Source organism: Streptomyces sp. NPDC127108, from assembly GCF_042677545.1.
Lineage (GTDB): Bacteria > Actinomycetota > Actinomycetes > Streptomycetales > Streptomycetaceae > Streptomyces.
This window is the reverse complement of record NZ_JBHXTE010000043.1, coordinates 1-14,448: the sequence shown is the minus strand read 5'-3', so window position 1 is coordinate 14,448 and position 14,448 is coordinate 1. Positions and strand designations below refer to the sequence as shown.

The 14,448-nt window shown below is 72.3% G+C and carries 16 protein-coding genes; 14 read left to right on the top strand and 2 right to left on the bottom strand.

Annotated features, from left to right (window positions below):
• Positions 1-82: 82 nt before the first annotated feature.
• From ACFVHO_RS30710 to ACFVHO_RS30680, 7 genes are all read left to right on the top strand, one after another.
• Entirely contained in the window at positions 83-1,084 is a 1,002-nt protein-coding gene (locus ACFVHO_RS30710) for a GNAT family N-acetyltransferase (protein WP_385721674.1), read from the top strand.
• A 103-nt stretch (positions 1,085-1,187) separates the two neighbouring features.
• Positions 1,188-1,580: a VOC family protein gene (locus ACFVHO_RS30705; protein WP_385721671.1), complete on the top strand. Its 393-nt coding sequence runs from the start codon at positions 1,188-1,190 to the stop codon at positions 1,578-1,580.
• A 130-nt stretch (positions 1,581-1,710) separates the two neighbouring features.
• A complete protein-coding gene (locus ACFVHO_RS30700) occupies positions 1,711-3,078 on the top strand; it encodes an APC family permease (protein ID WP_385721668.1) in 1,368 nt (455 codons plus the stop codon).
• Between the two features lie 232 nt (positions 3,079-3,310).
• Positions 3,311-3,721 carry a hypothetical protein gene (locus ACFVHO_RS30695; RefSeq protein WP_385721666.1) on the top strand — a complete coding sequence of 137 codons (411 nt, stop codon included), beginning with the start codon at positions 3,311-3,313 and terminating at the stop codon, positions 3,719-3,721.
• 59 nt (positions 3,722-3,780) lie between these two features.
• Positions 3,781-4,524: a transcriptional regulator gene (locus ACFVHO_RS30690; RefSeq protein ID WP_385721819.1), complete on the top strand. Its 744-nt coding sequence runs from the start codon at positions 3,781-3,783 to the stop codon at positions 4,522-4,524.
• 82 nt (positions 4,525-4,606) lie between these two features.
• Complete coding sequence (locus tag ACFVHO_RS30685) at positions 4,607-5,023, top strand: roadblock/LC7 domain-containing protein (RefSeq protein ID WP_385721663.1); 417 nt, start codon at positions 4,607-4,609, stop codon at positions 5,021-5,023.
• A gap of 65 nt (positions 5,024-5,088) precedes the next feature.
• Positions 5,089-5,463: a hypothetical protein gene (locus ACFVHO_RS30680; RefSeq protein WP_385721660.1), complete on the top strand. Its 375-nt coding sequence runs from the start codon at positions 5,089-5,091 to the stop codon at positions 5,461-5,463.
• 85 nt (positions 5,464-5,548) lie between these two features.
• On the opposite strand, the gene ACFVHO_RS30675 is transcribed toward ACFVHO_RS30680, so the two are convergent.
• The gene (locus ACFVHO_RS30675) at positions 5,549-6,382 is read right to left on the bottom strand and encodes a MurR/RpiR family transcriptional regulator (RefSeq protein ID WP_380889930.1); all 834 of its coding nucleotides are present in this window, start codon (positions 6,380-6,382) and stop codon (positions 5,549-5,551) included.
• Positions 6,379-8,025 carry an aromatic amino acid ammonia-lyase gene (locus ACFVHO_RS30670; protein WP_385721657.1) on the bottom strand — a complete coding sequence of 549 codons (1,647 nt, stop codon included), beginning with the start codon at positions 8,023-8,025 and terminating at the stop codon, positions 6,379-6,381. The genes ACFVHO_RS30675 and ACFVHO_RS30670 overlap by 4 nt, the downstream gene beginning before the upstream one ends.
• A gap of 133 nt (positions 8,026-8,158) precedes the next feature.
• Between ACFVHO_RS30670 and ACFVHO_RS30665 the strand changes: the two genes are divergently transcribed.
• The 7 genes from ACFVHO_RS30665 (at position 8,159) to ACFVHO_RS30635 (ending at position 14,359) form a co-directional block, all read left to right on the top strand.
• Positions 8,159-9,262: an ABC transporter ATP-binding protein gene (locus ACFVHO_RS30665; protein WP_385721654.1), complete on the top strand. Its 1,104-nt coding sequence runs from the start codon at positions 8,159-8,161 to the stop codon at positions 9,260-9,262.
• Positions 9,259-9,906, top strand: coding sequence for an ABC transporter permease (locus tag ACFVHO_RS30660; protein ID WP_385721651.1), 648 nt, complete (start codon positions 9,259-9,261; stop codon positions 9,904-9,906). Before ACFVHO_RS30665 ends, ACFVHO_RS30660 begins: the two co-directional genes overlap by 4 nt.
• Positions 9,907-9,912: 6 nt before the next feature.
• Positions 9,913-10,584, top strand: coding sequence for an ABC transporter permease (locus tag ACFVHO_RS30655; RefSeq protein ID WP_385721649.1), 672 nt, complete (start codon positions 9,913-9,915; stop codon positions 10,582-10,584).
• A gap of 20 nt (positions 10,585-10,604) precedes the next feature.
• Positions 10,605-11,549 carry an ABC transporter substrate-binding protein gene (locus ACFVHO_RS30650; RefSeq protein WP_385721817.1) on the top strand — a complete coding sequence of 315 codons (945 nt, stop codon included), beginning with the start codon at positions 10,605-10,607 and terminating at the stop codon, positions 11,547-11,549.
• 12 nt (positions 11,550-11,561) lie between these two features.
• Positions 11,562-12,986 (top strand): purine-cytosine permease family protein, encoded by a 1,425-nt coding sequence (locus ACFVHO_RS30645; protein WP_385721646.1) that lies wholly within the window; start codon positions 11,562-11,564, stop codon positions 12,984-12,986.
• 127 nt (positions 12,987-13,113) lie between these two features.
• Positions 13,114-13,848 (top strand): carbonic anhydrase, encoded by a 735-nt coding sequence (locus ACFVHO_RS30640; protein ID WP_385721643.1) that lies wholly within the window; start codon positions 13,114-13,116, stop codon positions 13,846-13,848.
• Between the two features lie 85 nt (positions 13,849-13,933).
• A complete protein-coding gene (locus ACFVHO_RS30635) occupies positions 13,934-14,359 on the top strand; it encodes a hypothetical protein (RefSeq protein WP_385721640.1) in 426 nt (141 codons plus the stop codon).
• Positions 14,360-14,448 lie beyond the last annotated feature (89 nt).

The following is a 14,448-nucleotide window of genomic DNA, read 5'->3' as shown; positions in this document are numbered from 1 at the left end:
CGGCCACCCCTGACGCCTCGGCCGCCTCGACCACGCAGAACGCCTCCACCACCCCGACACCCCGACCACGGGAGTCACCACCTTGTCCGAGCACGCCCTCCTCCGCCCGCTCCCGCACGTCACGGACGCCGACGCCGCCGGCTGGCACCGCGTCGTCGCCGCCTCCATGGCCCATGACCTACCGGGCGTACCACCACCGGGCCCAGAACAGACCCACGCCCGGCTCACCAAGCCCGCCCTGGACAGCCACCGGCTGACGTGGCTGGCCGTCGGGGCGGACGGCGGGCCCGTCGGCGTCGCGGGCCTGCGGCTCTTCGCCTCGCCGGGGCGGAGCCATCTGGCCGAGCTCGAACTCCACGTGGACCCCGCGCACCGGCGCCTCGGCACCGGCTCCCGCCTCCTCGCGGCGGTCGTGGCGGCCTGCCGCGCCGAGGGGCGACGCAGCCTGATCGTCGAGGCCGCGGCCGACGGTCCTGGCGAGGCCTTCAGCGAACGGCGGGGCTTTCGCCGGGCGTTGACCCTGGACCACCTGCTGCTGCGCCTCGACGAGGTGGCCGAGGCCGACCTCCTGAAGCTCGCCGACGCCGAGCACCCCGGCTACCGCCTCACCGGCTGGACCGGCGCCGTGCCCGACGACCTCGCCGACGCCTTCGCCACGGCCAAGAACGCGATGAACGACATGCCCGTCGGCGACCTGGACTTCGGCAGCGTGGCGTGGGACGTCGACCGCGTCCGCGCCATGGCGCAGGTGGTGGCCGACCGCGGGGACACGCTGCTCACGCTCGCCGCCGTCCACGACGACGGCACCCTCGCGGGCTACACCGAGATCGTGCTCCCCCAGGGTGCGCCGCCGCGGGGCCAGCAGTACGACACGGCGGTCGTGCCCGAACACCGCGGCCACGGGCTCGGGTTGTGGGTCAAGGCCGCCATGGTGCGCCGACTGCGCGCCGAGCACCCCGGCGTCGTCGAGATCGAGACGGACAACGCCGACGACAACGTCCACATGCTGGCGGTCAACCACGCCCTGGGGTTCCGCACCTACCGGCGCACGCGCGAGTTCCAGCTCGACGTGCCCACGGCCTGACCCCGGCACCGGCCGTCCCCGTGAACCTCGTCATCCTCGTGTTCCCCGTGATCCCAGTGATCTTCGTATTCCTCGTCCTCCTCTACATCCTCAAGGAGCTCTCATGAACGTGTCCGCATCCACCCTCTCCCTGACCGTCGACGACGTGGACGCCTCCCGCGACTTCCTGTGCGCCCACCTCGGCTACCAGGTGGCCATGGCCGACGACGGCTTCGCCTCCCTGACGCGCGGGGACGCCGCCGTCGACGTCGTGCTGCTCCGCCGGGGCACGGAGGTCCTCCCGCCCGAGCAGCGCGACCAGCGGGCGGCCGGTCTGATCCTGGCGCTCACCGTCACCGACCTCGCGGCCGAGGAGGCCCGGCTGCGCGCCGCGGGCGCCCCCATCACCATGCCGCTGCGCGAAGAGCCGTGGGGCGAGCGGCTGTTCCAGCTGACCGACCCCAACGGCGTCGTCGTCCAGCTCGTCGAGTGGGCGGCCGCTCCCGACGCGAGCTGATCCGGGCGGGGCCGCCGAGCGGGGCCGATGCCGGGTTGTTCCCGAACTCCCGCTTCATCGGCCCCGCCACCGGGAAGAAGATCCTTCCCAGCCGGAAACGGCACACCCGTCACACTCGGGGGAGGCTCCTGTGACGACGTCAGGAACCAGCGGCACCACAAGACCGGCGGAGCCCGAGGACCCGGGCCTGAAACGGGTCCTCGGCCCCAAGCTGCTCATCCTCTTCGTGATCGGCGACATCCTCGGCACCGGCATCTACGCCACCACCGGCAAGGTCGCGGGAAAGGTCGGCGGCGCCCTGTGGCTGCCGTTCGCGATCGGGTTCGTCGTGGCGATCCTGACGGCCGCCTCGTACGTGGAGCTGGTGGGCAAGTACCCGAAGGCGGCCGGGGCCGCGCTGTACACCCAGAAGGCGTTCAAGGTCCCCTTCCTCACCTTCATCATCGCGTTCATGGTGATGGCCTCGGGCCTCGCGTCGGCGAGCGCGGCGGCCCGGGCCTTCAGCGGCGACTACCTGAGCGAGCTGACCGGGGACGCGCTGCCGCCGACGCTCGTGGCGATCACGTTCATCCTGGTCCTCGCGGCGCTGAACCTGCGCGGCGTCTCGGAGTCCGTGAAGACCAACGTCGTGCTGACGGTGGTCGAGCTGACCGGCCTGCTGATCATCCTCTCGATCGGCGCGTGGGCGGTGCTCAGCGGGGACGGCGAGCCCGCGAGGCTCACCGAGTTCGAGGCGGACGGCACCGGGTACGCCCTGCTGGCCGGCGTACTGGGAGCGACCGCGCTCGGCTTCTTCGCCTTCGTGGGCTTCGAGGACTCGGTGAACATGGCCGAGGAGACGAAGGACCCGACGCGCACGTTCCCCAAGGCGATCTTCATCGGTGTCGCCGTCACCGGCACGATCTACGTCCTGGTCGCGCTCGTCTCGTCGCTCCTCGTCGACTACGAGACGCTGTCCGGCTCCAGCGGGCCGCTGCTCGAAGTGGTGAAGGCCGGGGGCGTCGACTTCCCGCACAAACTCTTCGCCCTGATCGCCCTGTTCGCGGTCACCAACTCGGCCCTCATCAACATCATGATGGCCTCCCGGCTCTGCTACGGCATGGCCAACGAACGCATCCTGCCCCGCGCCATGAGCCGCGTCCTGCCCCGGCGGCGCACCCCGATCGTGGGCATCGTCTTCGTCTCGCTCCTGGCCGTCGGCCTGGTGACGACGGGCGAGATCGAGGGGCTCGGCGACACGACCGCGTTCCTGCTCCTGTGCGTGTTCGCCGTCGTCAACATCGCCGTCCTCGTGCTGCGCCGCGACCCGGTGGACCACCCGCACTTCCGCACCCCCACCGCGCTCCCGGTCCTCGGCGCGATCACCGCCTTGATCCTGGCGAGCCCGCTGGCGGACCGCCCGGCGGACGTCTACATCCGCGCCGGGGTGCTGGTCGCGATCGGCATCGGCCTGTGGGTGGTGAACAAGGTGGTACTGCGGGTGCGCGCGGAGGGCTGACCCACCCCGGGGGACGGCTCGATCACTTGCCCGATACATCCGATCAGCGACAATCCGTTCCCGAAACATCCGCCGAACCGATCTCGTCGAGCTCGGCCATGTTCCCCAGGGAAATGCCCATTCCTCACAGGACTTCGGCTTCTCTGCGTACTTTCCTCCCACCGGGCGGCTGGGGCCTCCCGGTGGGGTGGTGGGGGCCACCCCTGTTCCACCCTGGGGAAGGGGAAGCCGCGTGCCCGGTATCGACGAGTGTCTGCTCGAGGCGATGACACTGCCCGGCGCGCGCGGAGCAGCGATCGTCGACTGGACCAGCGGGCTCGCCCTTGGTTCGGTCGGCGATTCGCCCAACAAGGACCACGAGGCCACCGCGGCGGAAACCGCCGAAGTGGCGCGCTCGGCGGCCGAGTACCGGGCCTTCGTCGACCGGAACGACGGCTTCCCGGGCGAGGACCTGCCCGACAAGCGGCTCCCGGTCGAGGACCTCATGCTCAGCACGAGGAACGGCTTCCACGTGATCCGCTTCGTGGAGACGACCTTCGACAGCAGCGTCTTCCTGTACCTCTGGCTCGACCGTGACACCGGCAACCTCGCTCTCGCCCGCATCCGGCTGCGGGACCTGTCCGAGCGGCTGGTGCTGATGTGAGGGCCGCGTGGGCGAGCGCCCCGGCGCAGCCAGCGGCGGCCGCGCCCGCCGCCTTCCCGATGCTGATGCGCCTGGCCGCCGAGCGGGCCACCGGGGCGTTCCTGCGCGACCAGGGCATCCTCTACCTCGCGGAGGGGCGCGTCGTGCACGCCGAGAGTCCGTCGGCGCCCAGCCTCGACGTCCTGCTCACGGTCGGCGGCGCGCTGCCCGCGCAGGGCTGGCAGGACGCCCTCACCCGGGCCGGTGCCCGGCACGAGGTGGGCCGGGACCTGGTCGGCAGCGGCCGGGTGACCGCGGGCGAGCTGGAGCTGTGCCACCTCGGCGCGCTGTTCGACGCCGCGTTCTTCGTCCTCGGCCCGGCGAGCGGGCCCACCCACTTCCGGTACGGCGTCACGCACTGGTTCGGTCAGGTGCGCCCGGTGCCGGCCGACGCCGTGGAGCGGGAGGCGCGGCGGCGCCGGGCACTCCTGGACAGCGTCTGGCCCTGCCCCGACGTGGACACCGCCCCGGTCGTGCCCCGTCCGCCGGCGCCGGGCCAGACGGTCACGGGACGCCAGCGCGCCCTGCTGCGCCTCGCCGACGGGGTGCGCACGCCGACGGCCATCGCCTGGGCGCTCGGCCGGCCCACGTTCCACACCCTGGTCGAGATCAGACGCATGGCCGCGGCCGGTCTCGTGGAGGCCCCGCGGACCCGGGCCCCGGACCCGGTCACGGCCTTCCCCGGGCCCGCCTCGCTCGACTGCGCCGACCCGGACATCGCCCTGCTGCGCCGGCTCCGCGACGCGCTGGAGGCAAACCTGTGACGCTCCGCACCGCCCGCCGGATGGAGCCCTCGGTCCCATGAAGTTCACCGTGCCCTGGAAGCGCGCCGGGAGGAGACAGCTGATGGCTGCCGAAGCCGATGTACTCGGCGAACTGAGACGCCTGCGGACCCGGATCCCTCAGCTCAGGGGTGCGCTGACCGCCAGCGTCGACGGGCTCGTGCTGGCCCAGGACACCACCGACATCGAGGCGGAGGGCGTCTGCGCGCTGACCGCGGCGGCGCTCGGGGTGGCCCTGCGGCTGTCCGAGGCCACGCGTCAGGGCGACTTCCGGGAACTCCTTATCCGCGGTGAACAGGGCTATCTGGCCACGTACACGGCGGGTTCGACGGCGGTGCTCACCCTGCTGGCCGAGCCCCGCGTCAACGTGGGCCGGCTGCATCTGGAAGGCCGCCGTTCCAGCGTGCTCATCGGTGAGCTGGTCGACGCCGCCACCGCGAGGGGCGTCGGCACCGGACGAACGGAGGACGCCGAGCCATGACCCCCACCACACCCTCATCGCCCTCGTCACGGGCATCCACCAGACGGAAAGGAAGTGCAGCACCCATGGCCAACACGGAGACGGCACTCAAAGAAGCGAGCGCGTCGATCGAAGGCGTCATCGGCGCCGCCCTGGTCGACTACACGAGCGGCATGGCGCTCGGCACGCTCGGCGGCGGCAAGGACCTGGACCTGTCCGTGGCCGCGGCCGGCAACACGGACGTCGTCCGCGCCAAGCTGCGCACGATGGAGATGCTGGGACTCAAGGACGAGATCGAGGACATCCTGATCTCGCTCGGCTCCCAGTACCACCTCATCCGCCTCATCAAGGGGCGCAACAACAACGGCCTGTTCCTCTATCTGGCGCTCGACAAGGGCAGGGCCAACTTGGCCATGGCCCGGCACCAGCTCAAGCGCATCGAGTCGAGCCTGGACGTCTGACCGGCCCCGGGCGGGCGGACCCGGCCTCCGGGCTCCCGGTACCGCCCGCCCGGCTGCTCCCCGGCTGCTCGACGGACAACCGCCGCTACTCGACGAACAGCCCCCGCTCCGCCGCGCCCACGTCGAACTCCTCCAGGCGCGCCTGCGCGTCCGGCAGCCCGTCGCACATGGCCTCCAGGAGCACCCGCCCGAGCAGCATCGGCGCGCACGCCGTGTCGAAGGCGAGCCCGGTGCCGACGGCGGCGGGCAGCAGGAGGTCGGAGTGCGCGGCGACGGGCGCGAAGGCGGAGTCGGCGACGGTGACCACGGTCAGTCCGGTGGACCGGGCGTAGGCCAGCGCGTCGACGACCTCGCGGGGGTGGCGGGGCAGCGCGAAGCAGAGCAGCGCGGAGGCCCCGGCGCGGACGGCCGCGTCGACGCGGTCGGTCAGCATGGAGCCGCCCTCGTCGAGGAGGCGCACGTCGGGGTGGACCTTCGCGGCGAAGTAGGAGAAGCCGTAGGCCTGGGAGGCGGCGGCGCGCAGCCCGAGGACGGGCAGCGGCCGGGAGGCGGCGAGGACGCGTCCGGCCCGCTCCACCGGCGCCGGGTCGGCGAGGAGTTCGCTGAGGTGCCGCAGGTTCTCGATCTCGGCCTGCACGGCCTGCTGGTACTCGTTGAGGTCGGCCTCCGCGCCCGCCTCGGCGGGGGCGACCTCCCGCAGATGGCGGCGGAGCGCGGGGTAGCCGTCGAAGCCGAGGGCGACGGCGAACCGGGTCACGGACGGCTGGCTGACGCCGGCGAGTTCGGCGAGCTCGACGCTGGAGAGGAAGGGCGCGTCGGCGGCGCGCCGCACCATGCAGTGGGCGATGCGCCGTTGGGTGGGCGTGAGCCGGTGCCCTTCGAAGAGCACCTGAAGCCGCGCTGCGGGACTGTCACTCATGCCGTACCTCGTCGCTCTGTCCACGTGATCCCCTCGTCGGCGCCCTCGTCCCCGGTGTCCGTCCGGCCCAGGTGCTCCCACAGCTCCGTGAACCGGTCGAGGAGGGCGGCCGCCGCCGTCACATCATCCGTCAGCGGGCGGTCCGCGGTGTCCTGCTCCAGTACCTCGGCGGCGAGTTCGTACGCCCACGCCACCGGAAGCCCGGGCTCGAGGCGCAGCTCGCGCTGGCGCAACGCCCGTACGGCGGCGACCAGTTCGCATCCCACCACGAGGCGGTAGGCGCCGCACGCCCGCAGCGTCTGGCGCGCCGCGAGGGAGGCGAAGCTCGCCTGTTCCTCGACGCCCCGGGAGAGGACCGCGTGGCCGAGCGAGGCGGGGGCCGAGAACGCCCGCAGGTCGCCGAGGGCGGCGCCCGCCGCGTACTCCAGGATCATCACCCCGGACGAGGCGGGTTCCGCGTCGGCGAGGAAGGGGCGCAGGCGGGTGAACGCCGGTTCGTTGAGGGTGGAGAGGCGGGAGCTGGACAGCCGGGCGGCCTGGGTCACCGCCAGCCTGAAGTGGTCGAGTGACAGGGCGAGTTGGGCCATGTAGAAGCCGCCGTGGTGGTAGGCGGCCATGTCGGCGGGCGAGATCAGGGGGTTCTCGGCGGCCGCGTTGATCTCCACGGTCAGGACGTTCTCGAGGGCGTCGGCGGCGTCGTGCGCGGGGCCGTGGATCTGCGGGACGCAGCGGAATCCGTACGGGTCCTGGATCCGGCCGAGCGGCGGCGTCGGGCGGTCGGCGGCGCCGAGCAGGCGGCGCATGCGCTCGGCGACGGCGTGGGAGCCGGGGTGCCGCCGGGCCTCGTGGACGGGGAGCGCGTACGCCTCGTAGGAGCCGTCGACGGCGAGCAGGGAGAGCCCGGCCACCACCTGGGTCGCGCCGAGCAGGCCGCGCAGTTCGTGCAGGGCGAGCGCGGACTGGCCGAGGGTGAGGGCGTTGCTGCTGATCAGGGCGAGGGCGTCGTTGTTGTCCAGGGGCTGGGGGCGGGGGGCGGCGCCCTGCCAGGGGTGTTCGCCGGCGAGGGCGAGGCCCATCTGGGAGAGGGCCGCGATGTCGCCCGTGCCGACGGACCCGAACTCGTTCACCACCGGGTACGCCCCGGTCTCCAGGGCCTCGCACAGCGCGGTCACGACGCTCGGGCGCAGTCCGGCGCCGCCCGCGAGGAGTTGGTTGGCGCGCACGGCGAGCATCGCGCGGACCTCGCGGGCGGGCAGTTCGGCGCCGATGGCGCCCGCGTGGGAGCGCAGGAGCCTGAGGCCGTGGTCGGCGGCGGCCTCGGTGGGCACGTCCTCGGTGCGGTTGGCGCCGACGCCGGTGGAGCGGCCGTAGACGCGGCCCCAGGAGGCGATCTGGCGGGCCGCGTGCCAGGACTCCTCGACGCGCTTCATGGCGTCGGTGCCCGCGACGGGCCGCGCGGCACAGTCGGCGAGGCGGACGACGTCGGTGACGGGCAGGCCGAGCCCGTCGAGGACGACCACGGGGGCCTCGGCGGCCTCGGCGGCCCCGACGGCCTCGGCGGCCTCGGCGGTCGGGGGCGTCACGCCGGAACCCGAACCTCCGTCGGCCACCACGTCCGCGATATGAGACGGCATCACGCGCATTTCCTCCTCAAACCGGACCGCATATCTCGCCCGTCGAGCACTCGTTACCAGTGATTTACGCCGGAGCATTGACAACCTATTCAGGTAACGAGAACTCTGCATGACGATATACAGCCGGGCAAGGGACTCACTCATGATCCAGTTCGACACGGTCCACAAACGCTTCCCGAACGGCACCACGGCAGTCGACGATCTCTCCCTCGACCTGCCGGAAGGCGGCGTCACCGTACTGGTCGGATCCTCCGGCTGCGGCAAGACGACGACGCTCCGCATGATCAACCGAATGGTGGACCCGACGTCGGGCACCATCCGCGTCGGCGGCCGCGACGTGCTCGACCAGGACGCCGCCGAACTGCGCCGCTCCATCGGCTACGTCATCCAGCAGTCGGGCCTGTTCCCGCACCGCACCGTCCTCGACAACGTCGCCACCGTGCCGCTGCTGCTCGGCTGGGGCCGCCGCAAGGCCCGCGCCCGCGCCGCCGAACTCCTCGACACCGTGGGCCTCGCCCCCGACGCGGGCAAGCGCTACCCGCACCAGCTCTCCGGCGGCCAGCAGCAGCGCGTGGGCGTGGCGCGGGCGCTCGCCGCCGATCCGCCGGTGCTGCTCATGGACGAGCCGTTCGGCGCGGTCGACCCGGTCGTGCGCACCCAGCTCCAGGACGAACTCCTGCGCCTCCAGGAGGAGTTGGGCAAGACGATCGTCTTCGTCACGCACGACATCGACGAGGCCGTCCGGCTCGGCGACCGCATCGCCGTCTTCCGCACCGGCGGCCGCCTGGTGCAGTGCGCGCCGCCCGCCGAGCTCCTCGCCCGGCCCGCCGACGACTTCGTGGCCGACTTCCTCGGCGCCGAGCGCGGCCTGAAGCTGCTCTCCCTGACCACGCTCGCCGACGTCCCGCAGGGCCCGGCCCCCGACGGCGGCCGCTCGACCCTCGCCCTCGACTCCGCCGGAAGGCCCCTGGCCTGGCACGACACCGAGACGGACACCCGCACCCCGATCCGGCCGCTGCGCGACGGCGACTCCCTGCTCGCCGCCCTCAACGAGTCCATAGCCTCCCCGAACGGCCTGGTGGCACGTGTCGACGCGCACGGCGTCCTCACCGGAGTCACCTCCCGCGACGACATCCACACCCACGCGGGCGCGGCCCACGCCCAGGCGTCGCTCACCCCGAGCACGCCCGCCGGCCCCGGCACGGACGGCACCGACGGCGGTCCCGCCAAGGACGTCGCCGCGTGACCGTCGACTGGTCGTGGATAGCCGACCACACCGACGACCTCACCACCCTCACCGTCAACCACCTCCAGGCCGCCCTCTCCGCCGTCTTCTTCGGCCTGCTGATCTCCCTGCCCCTGGCGGTCCTCGCGCACCGCGTCCGCCCCCTGCGCGGGCTCCTCCTCGGCCTGTCCAACATCCTCTTCACGATCCCGTCCATCGCCGTCTTCGTCCTCCTGCTCCCGGTCTCGGGCCTGACCCGCACCACCACCGTCACCGGCCTGACGATCTACACGCTTGTCGTGCTGCTCCGGAACACCGTCGAAGGCCTCGACTCCGTCCCGCAGAAGACGAAGGAGGCCGCCAAGGCCATGGGCACCAAGCCCCTGCGCACCCTCCTCACCGTCGAACTCCCCCTCGCCCTGCCGGTGATCATGGCGGGGGTGCGGATCGCGACCGTCATGTCGATCTCGCTGGTGTCGGTGGCCACGTACATCGGCGACGGCGGCCTCGGCCAGCTCTTCACGGACGGCTTCCAGCGCGACTTCCCGACCCCCGTGATCGCGGGCGTGGTCCTCACACTGCTGCTCGCGCTCGTCGCGGACGCGCTGCTCGTCGCCGTCCAGTACGTCCTCACGCCCTGGAACCGACGCAGGCGGGAGGCCTGATCCGCCGTGTACGAACTCCTCAAGGACCTCGGCGCCTGGCTCGTCGACGGCGACCAGTGGGCGGGCCCCGACGGCATCGGGCACCGTCTGGCCGAACACCTCCAGTACTCGCTCCTCGCCACCCTCGTGGCCGCCGTGATCGCGCTGCCGATCGGCCTGCTCATCGGCCACACCGGACGCGGCGCGTTCGTCGCCATCAACCTGGCGTCGTTCGGCCGCGCCCTGCCCACCGTCGGCCTGGTCGTCCTCGTCTTCCTGGCCAGCGGCCTCTCCATGTGGCCGGTGTACGTGGCCCTGGTCGCCCTCGCCGTGCCGTCCATCGTCACCAACACCTACGCCGGGATGTCCGCCGTCGACCCGGAGGTGCGGGACGCCGCGCGCGGCCAGGGCATGCGCGGCCACCAGGTGCTCCTCCAGGTCGAGTTGCCGCTCGCGCTGCCGCTGATCATGACGGGCCTGCGGCTCGCCCTGATCCAGGTGGTGGCGACGGCGACCATCGCCGCGTACGTCTCCTTCGGCGGCCTCGGCCGCTACGTCTTCGACGGCCTGGCCCAGCGCGACCTCGTCCAGGTGCTCGGCGGCGCCGTCCTCGTGGCCCTCGTCGCCGTCGTCCTCGACCTGGCCCTCTCCGGCCTGCAACGCGCCCTCTTCCGCCACCGCCCCGCCAAGCACGCCTAGGAGTACGGCAGATGTCCCCCATCAACCGCAGGACCCTCCTCGGCGGCCTGTTCGCCGCCGCCTCCGTCCCGGCCCTGTCCGCGTGCAGCGGCGGCATCACCTCGCTGAACGGCGACGGCGGTGGCGGCTCGGGCGGCGGCTCCAGCAAGGGCGGTGTCACCATCGGCACCGCCAACTTCACCGAGAACCAGGTCCTCGGCTACCTGTACGCGGCAGCCCTGGGGGCGGCGGGCGTCAAGACGACCGTCCGCCCGAACCTCGGCACCCGCGAGATCCTGATCCCCGCCCTGCGCGGCGGCGACGTCGACCTGCTGCCCGAGTACCAGGGCGCGCTCCTGCACTACCTCGACAAGAAGGCCACGGCCACCGAGGAGGGCGAGATGCAGAACGCCCTGGCCATCGCCCTGCCGCGCGGCCTGCAGATCCTGCCCTACGGCGAGGCCGAGGACTCCGACGCCTTCGCCGTGACCCGGGAGACCGCCGACAAGTACGACCTGACCTCCCTCGCCGACCTCGCCCGCCACAACGGCAAGCTGGTGATCGGCGCCGCGCCCGAGGTCAAGAAGCGCACGGTCGGCGCGGTGGGTCTGAAGGACGTCTACGGCGTGGAGTTCAAGGAGTTCAAGTCCCTGGACTCCTCCGGGCCGCTGGTCAAGGGCGCCCTGAAGAAGGGCGACGTCGACGTGGCGAACCTCTTCACCACCGACACCGACATCGCCGCCCACGACTGGGTGGTCCTCACCGACCCCAAGAACCTCATCCCCGGCCAGCACGTCGTGCCCCTCATCGCCGACCGCAAGGCCGACTCGACGGTCCGCAGGGCCCTCGCCCGCCTCGGCGCCGTCCTGACGACCGCGCACCTCACCGAGCTGAACCGCCTCGTCGACAAGGACCGCGAGGACCCCGAGGACGTGGCGAACGACTGGGCGTCGAAGCACGGCATCACCAAGAACGACAAGGACTGAGAGGTCACGGCCATGGCAGAGTCCCTGGTGGAGCGGCGCTCCATCGACGTGGTCCCCGACGCGGAGCGGCACGGCACGGCCTTCAGCCAGTTCACGCTCTGGCTCGGCGCGAACCTCCAGATCACGGCCGTGGTCACGGGTGCGCTCGCGGTCGTGTTCGGCGGGGACGTGGTGTGGTCGGTCGTCGGGCTGCTGCTCGGCAACGTCCTGGGCGGCGCGGTGATGGCGCTGCACTCGGCGCAGGGCCCGAAGCTGGGGCTGCCGCAGATGATCCAGTCCCGGGCGCAGTTCGGGGTGCGCGGCGCCGTCGTACCGCTGCTGCTCGTCATCCTCATGTACGTGGGCTTCTTCGCGAGCGGCAGCGTGCTCGCGGGGCAGGCCACGGCGGAGCTGACGCACACGAACGACACCACCGGCATCGTGCTCTTCGCGGCGGTCACCGCGGTGATGGCGGCGGTCGGCTACCGCGTGATCCACGCGCTCGGCCGGGTGGCCAGCGTGATCTGCGCCCTCGCGTTCGTCTACCTGGGCATCCGCCTCCTGGACCGCGTCGACCTCTCGTCCCTCCTCTCCGACGCCCACTTCGACCTGCCGATGTTCCTGCTCGCGGTCTCCCTGTCCGCGTCCTGGCAGCTGGCGTTCGGCCCGTACGTCGCGGACTACTCGCGCTATCTGCCGAGGACGACGTCGGGGCGGGCCACGTTCTGGTGGACGCTGTCGGGCTCGGCGCTCGGGGCGCAGTGGTCGATGACGTTCGGGGTCCTGGTGGCGGCGAGCGCGGGCGGGGCGTTCATGGGCAACCAGGTCGAGTACGTCGTGGGGCTCGGCGGCACCGGTCTGGTCGCCTCGTTCCTGTACTTCGTGATCGCGCTCGGCAAGCTGACCATCAACGTCCTGAACACCTACGGCGGGTTCATGTCGATGGTGACGAGCGTCAGCGGCTTCCGCGGCCAGAAGGAGCTTTCCCCGCGCGGCCGTTCGGCGTACATCGCGCTGATCATGGTCGCGGGCACGGCGGTCGCGCTGCTCGGCAAGGACAGCTTCCTGACGTCCTTCAAGGACTTCCTGCTGTTCCTGCTGACCTTCTTCACCCCGTGGTCGGCGATCAACCTGGTCGACTACTACCTGATCTCCAAGGAGCGCTACGACATCCCGGCCCTGTCCGACCCCCGCGGCCGCTACGGCGCCTGGCGCTGGGACGCCCTCACCGTCTACGGCATCGGCCTCCTCGCCCAACTCCCCTTCCTGGTGACGCACTTCTACACCGGCCCGCTGGTGGACCCGCTCGGCGGCGCGGACATCTCCTGGATGGTGGGGCTCGCGGTCCCCGCGCTCCTGTACTGGGCCGTGGCGCGCCGGAACACGGCCCACGTCCCGGAGCGGACTCTGTACGGGACTCCGGCGCCGGTTCAAGAGCCGGTATCGCGCACACCATGATCTGACGCAGAATCAACCAAGCCCGGACCAAGGGGAGTTGACGGCCCGGGGGCGCTGCGTACCCTGAACCGCCGCACGCCCCCGCCGCCGCCCGAGCGGCTCCGCCCCGGACCTCGAAGGACGCGTCATGCCCACCACCACCCCGCCCATACCTCCCACCGACACCGCCCGCAGATTCCCGGCCAACCGCCGTGCCTTCCTGACGGCGACGGCCGCCACCGTGCTCACCTCCGCCACCGCCGTGGCCTCCGCGGCGCCCGCCACCTCCCGCCCGGCGGCGGGCCGCGCCCGCCCCACCACCGCCCAGGAGGCGCTCGCCGCCCTCCTCGAAGGCAACCGGCGCTGGGCCGAGGTCCGCTCCCGGCATCCGCACGAGGACCGGGCGCGGCGCGTGGAGGTCGCCCACGAGCAGCATCCGTTCGCGACGGTCCTGTCCTGCGTCGACTCCCGGGTGCCGCCGGAGCTGATCTTCGACCAGGGGCTCGGCGATCTGCTGGTCATCCGCACGGCGGGCGAGGTCCTCGACGAGGCGGTGCTCGGCTCCCTCCAGTTCGGGGTGGCCGAGCTGCACATACCGCTGCTGCTCGTCCTCGGGCACGAGCGGTGCGGGGCGGTGGCGGCGACGATAGAGCAGCTGCGGACCGGTGAGCAGGCGCCGGGGCACATCACCCGGCTCGTCGAGGGCATCGGCCCGTCCGCGTGGGCCTGCCGGGACCAGCCCGGCGACTGGGTCGACCACACCGTGGCCGCGCACGCCCGGCGCATGCGGGACGCGCTGCGCGCGGACACCGCGTTCCGGCCCGCCACGGTCCTCGCCGCCCGCTTCGACCTCGACTCCGGCCTGGTGCGCGTCCTGCCCTGACCAGGACCCCGTGGGGCCTGGCCCAGTGCCGAAAGGGGGGCTACCCCCACTGCCGACGCGGCGGACCCTGCGTACCGTATGGGCTATGGAAGCCCCCCGTGACGCCGAACTCAAGAAGGAACTCGACGCCGCCTTGCACGCGCGCAAGGACCTCGGCGAAGAGTACGAGTCCGCGCTCGTCGACTCGTTCCTCGAGAAGGTCGAGAAGCGCCTCGACAGCACGATCGACCGCCAGATGCGCCGGCACCTGGCCGAGCAGCAGATGATCGTGGCCCGGGGCGCGCGCAACCCCTCCAGCGGGGTCGACTCCTGGGGCGAGCGCTTCGGCTTCGGCGTGGTCTCCCTGATCCTCGCCATCCCGCTCTCCGCGATCGGCGTGGTCAACGCGGACCTGCCCGGCCTGTTCGTCACCTGGTTCGGCATCGTGGGCGTCAACGCGGTCCACGCGGCCCGGGGCACCGGCCTGCTGTCGGCGTTCCGCCGCTCGCGCAAGTCGGAGTGGTCGGACTAGGGCCTGTCCGGCGGATCTTCGCGGAACAGCCCGCGGCGTCTGGTGCGTGCTCTCGGCGTGCGCCCGGATCGCCCTCGTACTGGACGTAC